This window comes from Pseudarthrobacter sp. NPDC059871, from assembly GCF_042731175.1.
Taxonomy (GTDB): domain Bacteria; phylum Actinomycetota; class Actinomycetes; order Actinomycetales; family Micrococcaceae; genus Arthrobacter.
The window spans coordinates 135,784-152,686 of record NZ_JBHWJV010000011.1 but is presented as its reverse complement, the minus strand read 5'-3'; the positions used below and the strand labels follow the sequence as shown (position 1 = coordinate 152,686).

Annotated in this window: 16 protein-coding genes; 13 read left to right on the top strand and 3 right to left on the bottom strand. The window is 63.2% G+C overall.

What is annotated here, in order from left to right; all coding sequences use genetic code 11:
* Positions 1-295: 295 nt before the first annotated feature.
* On the bottom strand, positions 296-496 hold the full coding sequence (locus ACFV4R_RS15750; RefSeq protein WP_377203304.1) for a three-helix bundle dimerization domain-containing protein: 201 nt from the start codon (positions 494-496) through the stop codon (positions 296-298).
* Between the two features lie 220 nt (positions 497-716).
* On the opposite strand from ACFV4R_RS15750, the gene ACFV4R_RS15745 reads away from it, so the two are divergent.
* Both ACFV4R_RS15745 and ACFV4R_RS15740 read left to right on the top strand, forming a co-directional pair.
* Positions 717-944: a DUF2188 domain-containing protein gene (locus ACFV4R_RS15745; protein ID WP_377203303.1), complete on the top strand. Its 228-nt coding sequence runs from the start codon at positions 717-719 to the stop codon at positions 942-944.
* Between the two features lie 547 nt (positions 945-1,491).
* Positions 1,492-2,520, top strand: coding sequence for a DUF4192 domain-containing protein (locus ACFV4R_RS15740; RefSeq protein ID WP_377203302.1), 1,029 nt, complete (start codon positions 1,492-1,494; stop codon positions 2,518-2,520).
* Between the two features lie 280 nt (positions 2,521-2,800).
* Here the strand turns inward: ACFV4R_RS15740 and ACFV4R_RS15735 are convergent, their stop codons facing one another.
* Positions 2,801-3,193, bottom strand: a complete 393-nt coding sequence (locus ACFV4R_RS15735; protein WP_377203301.1) for an STAS/SEC14 domain-containing protein — start codon at positions 3,191-3,193, stop codon at positions 2,801-2,803.
* Between the two features lie 402 nt (positions 3,194-3,595).
* On the opposite strand from ACFV4R_RS15735, the gene ACFV4R_RS15730 reads away from it, so the two are divergent.
* The 9 genes from ACFV4R_RS15730 (at position 3,596) to ACFV4R_RS15690 (ending at position 13,731) form a co-directional block, all read left to right on the top strand.
* Positions 3,596-5,812: a catalase gene (locus ACFV4R_RS15730; protein ID WP_377203300.1), complete on the top strand. Its 2,217-nt coding sequence runs from the start codon at positions 3,596-3,598 to the stop codon at positions 5,810-5,812.
* Between the two features lie 561 nt (positions 5,813-6,373).
* A complete protein-coding gene (locus ACFV4R_RS15725) occupies positions 6,374-6,517 on the top strand; it encodes a hypothetical protein (RefSeq protein ID WP_377227116.1) in 144 nt (47 codons plus the stop codon).
* 873 nt (positions 6,518-7,390) lie between these two features.
* The gene (locus ACFV4R_RS15720) at positions 7,391-7,615 is read left to right on the top strand and encodes a hypothetical protein (RefSeq protein WP_377203299.1); all 225 of its coding nucleotides are present in this window, start codon (positions 7,391-7,393) and stop codon (positions 7,613-7,615) included.
* Positions 7,616-7,964: 349 nt separating this feature from the next.
* Positions 7,965-9,020, top strand: a complete 1,056-nt coding sequence (locus tag ACFV4R_RS15715; protein ID WP_377203298.1) for an iron-containing redox enzyme family protein — start codon at positions 7,965-7,967, stop codon at positions 9,018-9,020.
* A gap of 134 nt (positions 9,021-9,154) precedes the next feature.
* The gene (locus ACFV4R_RS15710; protein ID WP_377203373.1) at positions 9,155-9,403 is read left to right on the top strand and encodes a CDGSH iron-sulfur domain-containing protein; all 249 of its coding nucleotides are present in this window, start codon (positions 9,155-9,157) and stop codon (positions 9,401-9,403) included.
* Positions 9,404-9,930: 527 nt separating this feature from the next.
* Positions 9,931-11,079: a glutathione-independent formaldehyde dehydrogenase gene (locus ACFV4R_RS15705; RefSeq protein ID WP_377203297.1), complete on the top strand. Its 1,149-nt coding sequence runs from the start codon at positions 9,931-9,933 to the stop codon at positions 11,077-11,079.
* 61 nt (positions 11,080-11,140) lie between these two features.
* The gene (locus tag ACFV4R_RS15700) at positions 11,141-12,289 is read left to right on the top strand and encodes a zinc-dependent alcohol dehydrogenase (protein ID WP_377203296.1); all 1,149 of its coding nucleotides are present in this window, start codon (positions 11,141-11,143) and stop codon (positions 12,287-12,289) included.
* A 15-nt stretch (positions 12,290-12,304) separates the two neighbouring features.
* Positions 12,305-12,889 carry a hypothetical protein gene (locus ACFV4R_RS15695; RefSeq protein ID WP_377203295.1) on the top strand — a complete coding sequence of 195 codons (585 nt, stop codon included), beginning with the start codon at positions 12,305-12,307 and terminating at the stop codon, positions 12,887-12,889.
* 212 nt (positions 12,890-13,101) lie between these two features.
* Complete coding sequence (locus ACFV4R_RS15690) at positions 13,102-13,731, top strand: DUF1345 domain-containing protein (protein WP_377203294.1); 630 nt, start codon at positions 13,102-13,104, stop codon at positions 13,729-13,731.
* 162 nt (positions 13,732-13,893) lie between these two features.
* Here ACFV4R_RS15690 and ACFV4R_RS15685 read toward each other — a convergent pair whose 3' ends face one another.
* On the bottom strand, positions 13,894-14,964 hold the full coding sequence (locus tag ACFV4R_RS15685) for a LacI family DNA-binding transcriptional regulator (RefSeq protein WP_377203293.1): 1,071 nt from the start codon (positions 14,962-14,964) through the stop codon (positions 13,894-13,896).
* Between the two features lie 217 nt (positions 14,965-15,181).
* On the opposite strand from ACFV4R_RS15685, the gene ACFV4R_RS15680 reads away from it, so the two are divergent.
* The gene (locus ACFV4R_RS15680; RefSeq protein ID WP_377203292.1) at positions 15,182-15,664 is read left to right on the top strand and encodes a hypothetical protein; all 483 of its coding nucleotides are present in this window, start codon (positions 15,182-15,184) and stop codon (positions 15,662-15,664) included.
* 61 nt (positions 15,665-15,725) lie between these two features.
* Positions 15,726-16,862: a substrate-binding domain-containing protein gene (locus tag ACFV4R_RS15675; protein ID WP_377203291.1), complete on the top strand. Its 1,137-nt coding sequence runs from the start codon at positions 15,726-15,728 to the stop codon at positions 16,860-16,862.
* The last annotated feature ends 41 nt before the right edge of the window (positions 16,863-16,903 follow it).

The following is a 16,903-nucleotide window of genomic DNA, read 5'->3' as shown; positions in this document are numbered from 1 at the left end:
GCCGGCCCAGGCCTGCAACGGCTCGTCGCAGGCCCTGCGGGCTTTCGGGGTATCAACACGGGTTTCCTCAACCATCACCAGCGGCTTGGGATGGCGACCTTGGTCATTTCCAGAGGTTCGAACAAGCGCCAGCCCCCGGTGCATCAACAGCCCTTGCCATCGCCAGGTGACGTACGCAGTCACTCCTGGCGGCGTAGTTGCTGCCGGTGTCGTCCCTGCTGAAGGAATGCCAGCCCCGGGCATGGCGAGTCAGAGGCGATCGTCGTGGACCATGGGAAAGATGCCTGCAGAGTTTCTACTGCCGCCTGCCCTGCAGGCGCCTGATGGCGGCACGTTCGACGAGTACAGGGACCATCGTCCGTACCGGGCCCGAGTTGAAGGCCGAATACTCTTCACAGACCGCGTCCTCAACGTCGGTCCGGGAGTGTCCGGGAAACCGGCAGGCAAGGGTGTTGATTACCGACACCACAGCGTGCTGCTCGTCGTTGAACTCCATCGCTCCACCTCATCATCGAAATGTCCACGGCACTGCTGCCCTTCCGGCAGCTTGAACGATAAGCATGCTTCCTATTATGGTTGGGGTCAAGCTTCTTCGCCTGTCCCCCATCAGGCGAAGGGGTTGCCAGGAAGGCCCTGCAGCTCCATGCGCTGCGGGGCTTTCCGCTAACCGCCTCATGGCGGGGGTGTCAGGATCGGAACGGCAGAGGGAGCATGCAGTGGCTCAGGGCGACATCGAGACGTACTACGAAGACGGTGCCTGGAAGAACAAGCGCGAGGGCACTGACCGCGCGTTCGGCGCCGGCTACGGCACCAAGGACGAGGCAGTACCCGCGGGCCGGGAAGCGGCGAAGGCTGACAAGGTCGAGCACGTCATCAAGAACCAGGATGGCCAGATCGGCTCCAAGAACAGTTACGGCAACGATCCCCGGAACGTCCTGGGCTGATCACCAGACGGCGTCTGGCGTCCCGGCGCCTGCGGAGACAAGAAGAGCCGGCTCAAAGTTTGAGCCGGCTCTTCTGCGTTCTCCTCGGCAAGGAAATCTACGGGTTCAGCCCAAAATGAACCCCGAACGCGCCAAGAAACGCCTCGTACGCCGAATGGTTTCGCTCGGATTCGAGCCCAACCTCACCCCACTTTCCGAGGGGAGCTCACCTTCGTTTTCTTAGTAGAATCGCCCTTGCCATCGCACGTACAAGGTCCGTAGAAATCGAGCGACCGTTCAGTTCAGATATCTTTCCGCGGACATGCGACCTCTTATTTCCCAAGGGGTCTTGAGACGCCAGGAGTCAGGTGATTCCCTGCGCGCTAAGGAGCAACATCCGGGGAGCGCTAGAGACTCATCAGCCGACAAGCACCCATGCGGCCTCGGTTCTGACCTCGCAGCCATGCCAAACGATCCTCTCCTCGTAGATCATGCCGCTGAGGGGGCGTACCCCGATGGATGAGTGGAAGGCATAACCACCAAGACCAAGGGTGAAGGAATCAGGATCATGGAAAAGCTCACGATCAAGACACCGTCGGATGTCCTCAGCTTCGTCGGCCACACCCTCGGCTTCTGGCCCCAGGAAAGCCTCGTCTGCATCACGCTGAACGACAACAGCATCGGCGCCACACTCAGGATCGACCTCCCCAACCAGCCCGGACAGGAACTCGCCTACGCACGCACCGTCGCGCACTACCTCACCAGCGACGCCGCAGCCACATACATTCTCTTCGCCATATACACCACCGCACCCACCCATCCCGGACAAGCCAAACCCCACGCCGCCACCATCGCCGCACTCACCGGAGTCCTCGCCGAACAAGGAATCACCATCCGCGACGGCCTCGTCGTCGGAGACACCACCTTCTCCCCCTACGACGACGAACCCGGCACCAGCATCGCCCTACCCGTCAGCTCCACCCAAACCAGCACCATCAACGCCGAATTCATCTACCGCGGCAGCTACATCCAACCCACCGACCGCATCACCCTCCCCACCACCAGCCAGGCACAAACCAAAGCTGCCGCCGTCGAACACCACATCCAAAGCATCAGAACACAGCTAAGAGACACCGCCCTGGAACAAGGCAGGAAACTCTGGGCCGGAATGCTCGACTCAAAAACCTTCCCCATCGACGACGACTGCCACGCCCTCATCGCCAACCTGCAATTCCCCGCAATCCGCGACCGCCTCATCGCAGACATCCCCGGCGTCGACGAACCCCTCCAACACATCCTCTTCGCCCTAACCGACACCGCCCCCAAATGGTCACGCATCGAATGGGCCCAACAACTACTCCTCCACGCCTACACCCGCACCAGCCCCCAACACGCAGCACCAGTCCTCACAACCATCGGCTACATCAACTGGTGGGAAGGCAAAGGCAGCAAAGCCCACCAATTCCTCCAACTCGCCCTCGACAACGACCCCGCCTACCGCCTCGCCCGCCTCAGCGACCAAATGATCGGCTCCGGCACCGTCGCCGGATGGAACATGAACAAAAGCACCGCCTACAAAGCCCTACCCTTCGATTAGACCAGCGGCCCGCAGGCATCCCGTCGAGAATCGAGTGCAAGCGCGAAGCAAGTTCCGCAGCTTACAGAAGGTCAATTATCAGCGTTTCGAAAACGCCTGGGGGAGTGACGAAACCGGGTCTGTTCTGGCCTAAGGCAGAGCCGTTTCGTCGTCCGAAGTGCCGGGATCACACCGGGCCGCCGGCGTCCGGTCGTTGAGAGCGAAGAGCCAAACCTGACGACATCGCCATCACTGCAATGAAGCGTCGCACGCAATCCGGCCCAAACTTCTTATGCATGCTTTAGGACTCGTTCAGGAGCCAGGCCTTGGACTCGTCCTTGGAGGTGAAGAACCGTGTCGGGCACGGGGGAACATGCACGCTGAGGAAGAAATTGGCGATGACCCGGTCCACGGGGCTGGAACCCAACAGGGCGATTTTGTTGGCGGCACAGGGAATGGAGAACACCGAACGGGCCGGGCGGGTGACTTCCTGCGTTGTGGCCATGTCCACGAGCATCGGATACTCCCGGTTATCGGCAACGGTGTTGACCGCTGCCATAGCCGCCTGCGCATCCTCTACACCAATGCGGGCCTCCGGATTCCAGACCAGATGAATGATCCCGTCGGCGCCCATTGCAACGGTGCCCTTGCCGCCGGCGATGAACAGCGGCTGCGTCGTCTGTTCCTCATCCATGAGCTGATGCTACCGGCGGCGCCCCCGTTAACCCGCAAATGACCTTGCACGTCTGCTGCCCCAACCCATCGAGGGGACCCGCACTTCCCCTGTTCCAGTAGAACGTCTGCGGCGCTAACACGGCACACCGTAATCAGCACTGCCGGTGCCGATTCTTGAGGGAGCCAGGGAGGACCAGTCAAAACCAACAGTAAGGAACGACCAGAAGACCACAGTCCATTCGGACCGTGGCCGTCTGGCTAAGGGGTGGTGCCGTTCACGCAGGGTGTCGGCGTGGTCAGGACGGGCGTACTGGCCGGGAGTTGTGGCATGGGTAAACGTTCCCTAGAGTGCTAAGTACGCTTAGTATCCTTGGTTTCCGCCGAGGACTGTTGGGCTTTCCGATCTTGAGGAGAAGAATTTATGTCAGAAGACAGCAACATCCAGATCCCCGGAGTCCCTGCAAGCGAACCTGCCGCCCTGGAAGCACCGACAACTCCACGGGAGCCCCTGCCGCCCAAGCCGGACCAGCGCGGGCCGGAGGCGGTGTCGCCCACGGGGAGCCCTACCGGGGCGCCCGAAACGGCGCGGGCCCAGTCTGGCCAGTACCTGACCACCGCCCAAGGTCTTCGCCTCCGCGATACCGATCACTCGCTCAAGGCGGGCTCCCGCGGTCCCATCCTGCTGCAGGACCACCACCTGCGCGAAAAGATCACCCACTTTGACCACGAACGCATTCCCGAGCGCGTCGTCCATGCCCGCGGCGCCGGCGCGCACGGCATCTTCCGTTCCTACGGCACCGCGGCGAACATTACCCGGGCGGGCTTCCTGGCCAAGGACGTGGAGACCCCGGTTTTCGTCCGCTTTTCCACGGTGCTCGGCTCCCGCGGTTCTGCCGACGCCGTGCGCGATACGCGCGGATTCTCTACGAAGTTCTACACGGACGAGGGCACCTACGATTTGGTGGGCAACAACATTCCCGTGTTCTTCATCCAGGACGGTATCAAGTTCCCGGACGTTGTCCATGCCGCTAAGCCGCACCCGGACCGGGAAATCCCCCAGGCTCAAAGTGCCCATGACACTTTCTGGGATTTCGTTTCCCTGCATACGGAGGCGCAGGCACACACCATGTGGAACATGTCAGACCGCGGCATCCCCCGGTCGTACCGGACGATGGAAGGGTTCGGCGTCCACACCTTCCGGTTCGTCAACGACGAAGGACGCACCACACTGGTGAAGTTCCACTGGAAGCCCAAGCAGGGCGTCCACTCCCTGCTGTGGGAGGAAGCGCAGATCATCAACGGCATGGATCCTGACTTCCACCGCCGCGACCTCGCCGACGCCATTGAGGCCGGCGCCTACCCGGAGTGGGAACTCGCCGTCCAGACCTTCCCGGACACCGAAGACCAGATGTTCGAAGGCATCGACCTGCTCGATCCCACCAAGTTCGTTCCCGAGGAACTGGCACCGGTCCAGCCAATCGGCGTCATGACGCTCAACGCCAACCCCACCAACTACTTCGCTGAGACGGAGCAGGTGGCCTTCCACCCCGGCCACCTGGTCCCCGGAATCGACGTGACGAACGACCCCCTGCTGCAGGTCCGGCTCTTCTCCTACCTGGACACCCAGATCTCCCGCCTCGGTGGACCCAACTTCGGCCAGATCCCCATCAACCGCCCGCAGTCACCGGTAAACGACATGCTCCGCGACGGGATGCACCAGCAGGCCGTCCACTCCGGAGTCGCCCCGTACCGGCCCAACTCACTCGACGGCGGATGCCCGTTCCTCGCCGGAGAAGACGTCGGGGCTTTTATCGACGTGCCCGAGGAAGTGGCCGCCGCCATCAAGGAACGCCGGAACCCGGCCTCCTTTGACGACCATTACAGCCAGGCAGGCCTGTTCTTCCGCAGCCTGAGCCCGGTGGAGCAGGACCACGTTATCCAGGCGTACACCTTCGAGCTGGGCAAGTGCTACGAGAAATCCATCCGGGAACGCCAGCTCGCAGCCCTCGCCAACATCGACGCCGGGCTTTGCGCTGCGGTGGCCCAGGGCCTTGGCCTCCCCGCCCCGGAGGCAACAGAATCGACGCCGTCGTCCGACCCCAGCCCTGCGCTCTCACAGATCGGCAAGACCTGGCCCGTCGCCGGCCGCGTGGTTGGAATTTTGGCCGCCGACGACAGTGACCTCGCTGCCGTGAACGCGGCACGCCAGGCCCTGGACGCCCAAGGCATCGTCCCGCTCGTCATCGCGCCGTCCGGCGGATTCCTTGGACAAGAGGACGACGGCGGGGTCCCCGTACAGCGGACATACCTCACCGCACGCTCCACAGAGTTCGACGCCATCATCGTCGCCTCGGCAGCAACCCCGGCGCCCGACGCCGCACCCGGCCTCGACGCGAAGGCCGCCGCCCCAGGCGGCCCAACGGATCCGCGGGCCACGCTGCTGCTGACCGAAGCGTTCCGGCACGCCAAAGCCATCGCCTCCCTGGGCGCGGGCACAGCGGCCATCACTGCGGCAGGAATATCCCGCGATGCACCAGGGATTGTCGCCGACGAAGATGCTGACGCCCTGGTAACGGCATTGACCGGACTGTTGGCGGCGCACCGGGTGTGGGAACGGTTCCCGGCTGCCTCAGCGTAGCCCCAGCAAGGCGAGGTGACCATCGGAGGGAGGCGCTGGCGCCGCGCCCGGGCGGGCGCTTCCCTCCTCGCCTTCGGCGCCGGTACCCAGCGCCTTCGCCGCCAGGTCTTACAACGTTTCACACGCTCCCCCATCAGGGAACAGCATAAGGAAAGCACTACCGCGGCCCAGCAGCGCGGCGCCGACACAGGTCGGAGAAAGACCTTGACACCGGAATGGTCGGCCGAGCTCCGGCCCAACGTGCCGGCGCCGGAGATCGGACAGCAGCCCTGCACGGGACCCACGGGATCCGCAATGAGACAGTCGACGCAGCATCCCATGCCGGGGCCGTCACTGTGCCGCAGCAGATGCGGCCCTCGGTCGGCGGAAGGACCACTATCGCGTTTGAGTGGTTTAGCCTGGCACGACCCTGCCAAAAGCAGGTCTACAGACTCCTTCCGGGCTCTACGGGATCTGGCATGCTTCCGGTCCCATCCGGGCCAGTGACTTTTTCCTGCCACCTTTTGACAGGCCTCACCATCCGTAAGACGTATGGCGTTTGTTGGCCTTAGGATGAGCCGCATGACATCTGATGAGGAGAAGGATCCTCCCGTGCCCGGAGACCTGGTGGGCGCCTCGAAGCGCATCCACCGTGTTCAACCGAGAGAAACGGGTGACGGATCCGACCGCGAAGTCCCAGCGGATAAGCCGTCCGACCGGACCTGAAAACAGGCGGCGTCCTGGGCTTGCCTCGGAGAAGGGGTCGGGCGGCTCAGCGGAAATTCCGTGCAGATCCCCGGGGGAACCACGCGGGCATGTCTTCCAGATGCCCCAGGAGGAGGCCGGGTCAGAGATCTCCCGAGCCCTTGGATTCCTCCGCGGAGAAGCGCACTATTTATCTATTGGGCTAAGCAGTCAGCCGAACCGGTAGTCCCGAGAGCCAACGCCGCATGTCCGCCAATGCTGACCAGTCCCGAGCCGTTGAAGCCCCGTGTGGGCACACTCCGCGGCGGATCTTCCAAGCCTTTCATCAACGGCCAAGAGCACCGGCCCGTGAGGTGCTCCGCCTCGGGAGCAGGCTCGAACGACGCCTGGCCGGGCCCTTGAATTTCCTGTCGGCCGGACCTTTTTGGGCAGTGGGACTGCCTTCAGCCCCGCCAGACGTGCCGGAGCGTCAGACTGCCGTGGCGGCCTCAACCCGTCCTGCCTGTCGCGGGTTCGGCGTCCATGGACGGCCAACGTGCGCGGCGTGGTCATGAATGCGATACAGGCAGTGATCCTGATACTCGGCGCAGCGTTTGTCTGGATGGGTTTGACGGTATTCATTCTCCTGAGGCTCCGGCGCCGCAGGCGGGGCTCCTCAGTCGTCGCTTCGGCTCCGCCTTCTTCAGATCCCGCCAGCGACCGTCCCCACCGGCACTGGCGACACATCCGCCCCGTGACGGCCTCAAGCCTGGCGCGGCGGCGCCGGTCGAAACTTAGACGAGTCCGCGGCTAAGCGCTGCACCGCGGCAGTCGTCCAGGCCGCTTCGAGGCGGGGCTCTAAGTAGTAATTCCATAGGATCATGCCCCTGCGGGCGCCAGAGGTTGGGAGCAGACATGGACCCCGGGACGGTCCTCGGATTCACCTTCGGGTACGTTGCGGCCGTCACAGGCATCTTCCTCCTGTACCTGCCGGTCATCGCCCTCTACGTCGCGTTGCTGATCAGCGCCGGCGTCCTGCACCTGTTGATCATGCCGCTCACCATCCTGGTCCGCAAACTACGGCGGCGCCCGCCGCCGGACACGGACCCCTCCTGGCTCCTGGATCAGCCCCGACGCTAAAACAGCACCCAGCACTGTGACCGCGTCCGCGGGTGAAAGCCCAGGCTCTGCACGGCTCTGGGTCCATTACCGCTTCCAGCCGAAATGTCAGCGGTCGCGGATTGTCGACGTTGCCCAGCCGAGGTGTCAGCCGACAGTCCCCCTGCCTTTTCTCTGCCGGCGTGCGGCGTAGCCACGTCCGCCGCGGGCGGGGTCGGACGAGGATGGACGTTGTGAAGGGTGAGCGCAAATGGCTTTCATTTAGTAACCATGCTTACTATATTGTTCCGGGGTTTCGAAGAAGGCACGGGATTCCCATGGGCGGCCACGCGTTCGTTCCTGTCACCAGCGCAGCACACGGAGGAGCATCATGAGAGTCCCGGTAATGAGAGGTCCCGTGAGCGGAGCCTTGCTCGAGGTCCTCACACAGGCGCCGGACACCGCCGGACCGGCCCTCGAGGGGCTGGAGACCCTAGTGGTGCGGCAGCTGGCCGAAGCCGGCGACATCATCGCCGACGAGGACATTCAACTGGCACTCTTTTGCCTCTACGAGCTCTATTACTCCGGCCTGGACGGCGTGTCAGACAGCTGGGAGTGGGAGCCGGCGCTGATCAGGCTCCGGCGGCTGATCGAGGAACCGTTCGAAGCGGCACTGCGCACCGCCGCGCACGAGGCCGCCGCAGGCGTCGAGCTGCCCGAGGAAACCGCCATGACCAGCGACGCCGTGGCCGACGTCCTGTTCGGCCTGGCCGCCACGGACACTGGTCCCAGCGTGTCCCGTTTCGTGGCCAGGAAAGCCACGCTGGACCAGCTCAAGGAGTTTCTGGTCCACAAGTCCGTGTATCAGCTGAAGGAAGCAGACCCCCACACGTGGGCGATTCCCCGCCTCAGCGGCCGGCCCAAAGCGGCCCTAGTGGAAATCCAGGCGGACGAATACGGTGGCGGCCGGCCGGAGCGGATGCACAGCGCGCTTTTCGCCCGGACCATGCGCGGACTTGGCCTGGACGACAGCTACGGGGCCTACCTCGACACGGTTCCCGCCATCTCGCTCGCCTCGGTCAACCTCATGTCACTCTGCGGCCTGAACCGGCGGCTCCGCGGCGCGATCACCGGGCACCTGGCAATCTACGAAATGACTTCGTCCCATCCCAACCGCTTTTACGGCAACGGCTTTCGCCGGCACGGTTTCGGCCCCGACATCACGCACTACTTCGACGAGCACGTCGAGGCTGACGCCGTCCACGAACAAATCGCCGGCCGGGACCTGGCCGGCGGACTGGTGGAAGCCGAGCCGGAACTCCTTGAGGACGTCCTGTTCGGGGCAACTGCCGCCATGGCCATCGACAGCCGCCTGTCCTCCCACCTGATGTCCTGCTGGGAAGCCGGGCAAACATCACTCCGGGCGGACACACCGGCGGCAGCGTGACAGACGCGACCCCGGCAGGACAACAACAGCCCGACGCGGCGCCCGACGCGGAGTACATCCTTCCGGCGCCACGCCCGAAAGATGCGTCCCGTCCCCGGCACTCCAACTACGACAACGAAGAATGCGGTGCAGGCATGAACCCCGAACAGCATGGAACCGGAGTGGACGGGGAGCAGGAAGCTGCCCCCAGCTCAATCGTCGTCTGCCCGGACGGTCCCCTGATTGTCCGCGGCGACTTTGAGATCCTCACCCCCTCCGGGAATCCCGTGCCGCGGGACCGGAAGACAGTTGCGCTGTGCCGATGCGGAGCTTCCGCCATCAAGCCATACTGCGACGGCACCCACAAGCTCATCAAGTTCCGCACCAGCCCCCCGGCCCGATAGCACCACAGCAACGCCGCGCATCCGCTCGAACCACCAAGCAGCCGCCTGCGCAGCTCACCGAGCTCGCGCGGTCGGCCCGGGGCTCCGGGGTTGGGCGCGTGATGGACCTGGCTCGCCTACAACAGACGTGACCCCCTCTGACATCGTCAGCGGAGATGCGTGTGCACGTCGTCCACGGTCCTGTGCGCGACCATAGGTGAGGAGAAAATCTTGGATGCCCCTCGACACCGTTAATAAGTGTGCTTAGGATTGAGGTTCGAGCACGTGCTCTTCGCGTACAGATCGGCAGTCGGATTTCTCAGACGTTCTGCGGTCTGCAAGCCTTTGGCCTCCCAGCCGTCTTTGGCTGTACTGTCCGGGCCGCAACCTCATTCCCCAGCTCCCCGCGCTGGCTCAGCACTCGTCTATGGGGGACGTCTGCGCCGCCGTTTCCGGATACTGGCACTGCAGCCTTCTGTTTCTGCACGCCTAAAATCTGCGTCTCCTTGGCCACGAACGGGACGGGCAAGAAAGAAAAGAGCGGAAAAGTGAAGGCAGTAGTTTACAAAGGACCGAACAACGTCAGCGTCGAGGACGTTCCGGATGCGAAGATTGAGCATCCCGCCGACGTGCTGGTACGGATCACGTCGGCAAATATTTGCGGCTCCGACCTGCACATGTACGAGGGCCGCACCAGCTTCGAAACCGGACGAACTTTTGGGCACGAAAACCTCGGTGAAGTGGTCGAGGCGGGCCCGGCGGTGAGCAAAGTAAAGGTCGGCGACCGCGTCGTTCTGCCGTTCAACATCGCCTGTGGATTCTGCAAAAACTGTGAACGCGGCTTCACCAATTACTGCCTGACGATGCAGCCCGAACCCAAGCTCGCCGGCGCTGCCTACGGCTTCGCGGACATGGGCCCGTACCAGGGCGGGCAGGCCGAGTACCTCCGCGTACCATACGGTGACTTCAACTGCCTGCGCCTGGGCGAGGACTCCGTGGAGAAAGAACTCGACTACGTCATGGTCGCGGATATCTTCCCCACCGGCTGGCACGCCACGGAAATGGCCGGCGTCTACCCCGGGGATTCCGTCGTTATCTATGGTGCAGGACCTGTCGGTCTCATGGCCGCCTACTCTGCCATCATCAAAGGCGCCGGCAAAGTCATGGTCGTCGACCGCCACCCCGACCGCCTGAAGCTGGCGGAACAGATCGGCGCCATCCCCGTGGATGATTCGAAAGTGGACCCGGTCGAGTTCGTCAAAGACCAGACCATGGGATTCGGGGCAGACCGGGGCTGCGAATGCGTCGGCTACCAGGCGCACGACCCGGCTGGAAACGAACAGCCCAACCTGACCCTGAACCGGCTCGTGGACTCCGTCCGGTTCGTCGGTGGCATCGGCGTCGTAGGGGTATTCCTGCCCCAGGACCCCGGGGGCCCTGACAAACTCGCCAAGCAGGGCCAAGTGGCCTTCGACTACGGAAACTACTGGTTCAAAGGACAAACGATGGGCTCGGGACAGTGCCCTGTTAAAAAATACAACCGGGCCCTGCGCGACCTCATCGCCGGCGGAAAGGCCAGCCCCTCCTTCCTCGTCAGCCACGAGCTGACGCTGGATCAGGCCCCCGAGGGCTACAAGAACTTCGACAACCGCGAAGACGGCTGGACCAAAGTCGTCCTCCACCCGGCCGGGGCCTGAGTGGTCCGCGGAGAGGAGAACGTTCGATGTCCAGACGAACAATTTCAAGGATGTGGTGGTAATGCGGGCAATGGTTTACCGCGGACCGTACAAAGTACGGGTCGAAGAGAAGGACATTCCGAAAATCGAGCACCCGAACGACGCGATCGTGCAGGTCAGCAGGGGTGCCATTTGCGGGTCTGACCTGCACCTATACCACGGGATGATGCCGGACACTCGCGTGGGGATGACGTTCGGGCACGAGTTCGTCGGGACGGTCCATGAAGTGGGATCTTCCGTGCAGAACGTGGCCGTGGGCGACCGCGTGATGGTCCCCTTCAACGTGTACTGCGGCTCCTGCTATTTCTGTTCCCGCGGCCTGTACTCCAACTGCCACAACGTCAACCCGAACGCGACGGCGGTCGGCGGCATCTACGGCTATTCCCACACGTGCGGAGGGTACGACGGCGGCCAGGCAGAATTCGTCCGGGTCCCCTTCGCGGACGTGGGGCCTTCGAAAATTCCGGACTGGATGGATGAAGAGGACGCTGTCCTTCTCACCGATGCCTGCCCCACCGGATACTTCGGCGCCCAGCTCGGCGATATCGCAGAAGGCGACACCGTGGTGGTGTTCGGTGCAGGCCCGGTAGGCCTGTTCGCCGCCAAGTCCTCATGGCTGATGGGCGCAGGGCGCGTCATCGTGATCGACCACCTGGAGTACCGGTTGGAGAAGGCCCGCAGCTTCGCGCACGCCGAGACGTACAACTTCGCCGAGTACAACGACATCGTGGTGCACCTGAAGAAAGAAACCGACTACCTGGGCGCCGACGTCGTTATCGATGCCGTCGGCGCGGAAGCTGACGGCAACTTCCTCCAGCACGTAACCAGCAGCAAGCTGAAGCTGCAGGGCGGCTCACCCATCGCCCTGAACTGGGCCATCGACTCGGTCCGCAAAGGCGGCACGGTATCCGTGGTGGGGGCCTATGGGCCCATTTTCAGCGCGGTGAAGTTCGGCGACGCGATGAACAAGGGCCTGACGCTGAGGATGAACCAGTGCCCGGTCAAACGCCAGTGGCCGCGCCTCTTCGAGCACATCCGCAACGGATACCTCAAACCCAGCGACATCGTGACCCACCGTATTCCGCTGGAACACATCGCCGAGGGCTACCACCTCTTCTCCGCGAAGTTGGACAACATCATCAAGCCGCTCGTCGTCGCCGGCCAGTCCTGAAAGGAGACCTGCACCGTGACCGAGACAGCCACACCATATGTCGCTGACAAACGGATTGCCGGAAGATCCGCAGAAGACCTTCGGGCCCGGATCCCGGGTTGGGGCGCCGACCTTGACCCGGCCGACCGGCCCTCCTACCCCCGGGAGCAACCCGGGATAGAGACGGGCGCGCGCTGGGACTTCCCAGAGCGCCAACCGGAGAAATGGCCCCGGGAACGCTCCATCGAGCACGCCATGCTGCCACCGGTCTTCGGGACCTCAACGCCCCCGGCAGGGGTATCCGGAGCCATCCGCAGACACGCCTACACATACAGCGAAGGCCGGGCCGCGCACTGGCTGCTGCTTGTCGCCGCTGACCGCGTGGACGCCTGGGAACACCACCTGAAATCCCTTGCGACCATGCATCCAGATAACCCCGTCACCGAAACAGGGGTGCTCAGCGAGTTCCGCCGGGGCGGATTCCTCACACGGTTCGGGCAAAAGCGGGCGGACGTCAACCACCAATGGATCGACCCGCTCCTCGTCGGCGGCCCCTGGGTGCTGGCCGGGCTGGGTGCTGTTGCAGCCGTCCGCGCACTGCGAAAGCACGCCACATCCTGAGACCAGTTCCGCCGGGGCGGCGGAAAGGTGGGCACTAACAGCACCAAAGTCCGCGGCGATTCCTGCCGCGGTGACCTGTGCGCACAGGGCACCGCGGCAGGAGTTTCCAACTATGAAGAAAGTCTTGGGTCCTTGGACATACCGTGCTGTTGAGATCCCCCTGACCCCACCAGCGGACCATCGGCCAATCGCGTCGGAAGGAAGCGCCTTTAATGTCGCATCTCGATCGCAAAGCCCTAATGTCGGCCATCATCGGCCTACTTATCGCGTTCGTTCCGGCACTGTTCGGTGCTCCCGAGCTCGGGCCATTAATCGGATGGTCGGCAGCGGGCGGCGTCTTCCTGGCCTGGGCGTGGACAAAAGCGTGGCCCGCCGGGCCGGAGGCTACGGGTGAACTTGCCCGCCACGAAGGCCAATCACGACGGCTCGTGGACTCCCTCATCATCAGCGCGACGTTCATCAGCCTCGTAGCAGTCGTCTTTGCACTGATCCGCAGCCAACAAAAGGATTTCATCGGCGTGGCCGCGGCCATCCTGGCGGCCCTCAGCGTGGTGCTCGCGTGGGCTCTCGTCAACACCGTTTACGCCTTCAAATACGCCAGAATGTACTACCACGACGACCGCCATCACTTCCGCTTCAACCAGGACGAAGACCCGTCCTACAGCGACTTCGCCTACGCCGCATTCTCAACCGGCATGTCATACAACGCGAGCAACGTGAACGAGTCATCCACCCCCTCCCGCCGGATCGCCCTGGGGCACGCTCTACTCTCCTACTTCTTCGCCACCTTCGTCGTCGCCGTGGCGATCAACCTCGTCGTCAGCCTCGGCCAAACCAGCTGACCACCACAAGGGCTGGCGCCGGTTACCAGGAGCAGCCGATCAAGTCAGCTGCGATCGCGAAACTCCACAGCACCAGAAGGGGGTCTATGCCTGCGTGAACAGCGGCCCTGTGTAGGAACAACCATCTCGTTCTAGCACCACACGACCCGCAGCAACTGGCAACTACCCCTGTTTGGGAACGGCCCGAGCGGAGCTCTCGCGTACAACAAGCGTCGGCGCAATGGGGGTGCGGTCAACTTCCTGCCCCTCCATTGCGCCGATGAGAACTTCCATGCTCATCAGCGCCAGAGCGTGAAAGTCCTGCCGCACGGTGGTCAGGGGTGGCAGGAAGTAATCTGAGCCCTCGATGTCATCGAAGCCAACGATGCTCACATCGCCCGGGACCCGCACGCCATTTTCGGCGAACGCGCGAATAAGCCCGAGGGCCGTGTGGTCGCTGGCTGCGAAGACCGCTTGGGGGACCTTGTTTTCACGGACCAGGTTGAGTCCGGTTTGGTAGGCCCAGCGAGGGCTCCAGTCGCCCTCCAGGCAGAGCCCCGGCGGAAGACCCGCGTCACGGAGAGCGGCTTCCCAGCCACGCTTGCGGACCCTCCCGTCGAACCAGTCCATCGAGCCGGCGAGGTGGGCGATGTCCGTGTGGCCTAAGTCAATGAGATGTTGGGTGGCCAGCCGAGCTCCGAGTTCCTGGTTTTCCGAGTATGTAAAGACATTTGGGGTCGACGAGGCCCCCGCTGCTATCATCTCGACCGGCACGCGGCACGCTGCATTCCAGATCGCTGCCGCCATGTCAACCACAGGGGCAATGACGATGATTCCTCCCACGCCCACGTCATCGAGGGTGTCGAGGGCGGGCTGCACGGACTCTGCATAGGGCTGGTCAACGCTGATAACTGTGGTGGCGTAGCCCTTCTTCCGGGCCACGTTCTCAAGGGCCATGAGAGTGCCCACCGGGCCAAACCGGGGGGACCCGTCAGAAAGTATTCCAATCGACGTCGACCGGCTTGTAACCAGCGCGGTCGCCGCCCGGTTCCGCCGGTACCCGATTTCCTGTATGACCTCCAGAACCCGCTGCCTGGTGGAGGCACTGACATCCGGTGCATCGTTCAGGACACGCGAGACAGTGCCAAACGAGACGCCGGCGACATGGGCCACATCGTTGATGGTCGGCTTCCGGCGCAACGGGGCCTCCGGAAGCGGGCCCTTGGCCCCGCGCGGAAATGCAGCGTCTGGCATGCTCTCTCCTGTCTCCCCCTCTCTGCACCGACGCCGGCGGCAGCAGGCATCGTGCGTCCTAATCCTACGTCGACGGGACACTTCTACAGCTTTTCGCTCTGATGGCTGTGATGGTTGACACTCTACTCCGTAAACGTTTACGATCACTTCCGTAAACGTTTACGGCCATCACGGCAGCGGTTACGGATTTGAGCATTCAATGAGGAAGGAGCGCTAGATGCCCGGCACTGTTGCAGACGCACTTGCGCTCGATTCCTGTTTTCGCCTTCGAAATATCCACCGTGGACAATGGGCAAATCTGGCATTGCTCCTTTCGGACGAAGCGGTCGATGATCTCGTCACAGCTGTCCGGACTTTCGTGGCTGCTGGCTCTTCGGCAGTCGTCTGCATCTTTGATGACAACGTCCTTTGGGCCAGCATGATCGTCACCTTTACCGATTCGGGCGGGACACCATCAGCGTCCACCATGGACATCCCGGCTGCCGGACTCGACGGTGAAATGACCAAGGCGGCAGGCCAAGCAGTGAACTGGGTCGAGACCCACCATGGGCCGTGTTCCCTGGGCTTGTTCGTCGATAAAGAGCGTGCACAGACACTGCTGGCGGCGACAGACAAGGCCGGCGCTATTCGCTCGGCCGCAGCCGCCGGTGGCCTTGTACTGTCGCCGATTCCCCCGGCGCTGGCTATAGCCCTCGCCTGATCCACCCCAACCACCCACCCCCAAGCACTGGAGAACAATGATGATCCGCAGGCTTCCCCTTATGGCCGTGGCAGCAGTCCTGTCACTTTCGGTCGCCTCGTGCAGCAGCTCGACATCGGCGACGTCAAACGCCCCTGACGCCGGCGTCTCCGAAAAGGCTCAGCAGGCCCTTGACAAGATCACGGGACAGGTTCTGAGCAAAGGCCCCAACGGCGAGACGCCTTCCCCCGCGTCCGTTGCAGATCTGACGCCCGAGGAGATTGAGAAGGTCAAGGCCCTCAACGCCAAAGCAGCAATCGTGATGCACTACGGCGGCAACGACTGGGCTACGGCACAGGTCAATGGACTTAAGAACGAATTTGAAAAGCTGGGGATCAAGGTCATCGCCACAACCGATGCGAACTTCAAGCCGGACAAGCAGGTCTCGGACCTTGAGACTGTGATGACGCAGGACCCGGACATCATCGTGTCCATCCCCACGGACCCCGTGGCCACGGCGTCCGCCTACAAGAAGGCCTCTGCGGCCGGCACCAAGCTCGTCTTCATGGACAATGTTCCTCAGGGATTGACGGCCGGCAAGGACTACGTGTCCGTCGTCTCAGCCGATAACTACGGCAACGGCGTCGTCTCCGCCCATCAGATGGCTAAAGCGCTCGGGGGCAAGGGAAAGATCGGCCTGGTCTTCCACCAAGCCGACTTCTTCGTCACCAAGCAGCGCCACGAGGGATTCAAGGACACCATCACCAAGGAATACCCGGACATCCAGATCGTGGAGGAAAAGGGCATCGCCGGCCCGGACTTCGCCGGAGATGCCCAGGCTGCCGCCAACGCCATGATCAGCAAGTATCCCGACCTCTCCGGCATCTGGGCGGTGTGGGATGTCCCGGCAGAAGGCGTCATGGCCGCAGCCCGCGCCGCAGGTCGGCAGGACCTGAAGATCGCCACCGAAGACCTCGGCAAAAATGTTGCTATTGCCCTGGCCAAGGACGAACTCGTTGTGGGCCTCGGTGCGCAGGTTCCGTTCGACCAAGGTGTTACTGAAGCACGGCTGGCCGCAGGGGCGCTTCTCGGTAAGGAAGCACCGGCGTACGTGGCGTTGAGCGCCCTCCCGGTTGACCACTCCAACGTCCTCGAGGCGTGGAAGCAGGTCTACCACGAGGACGCCCCGAAGGACATCCAAGAGTCCTACAAGAAGTAGCCAGACCCGACGGTGCGGGGGCCACGCCCCCGCACCGCGCC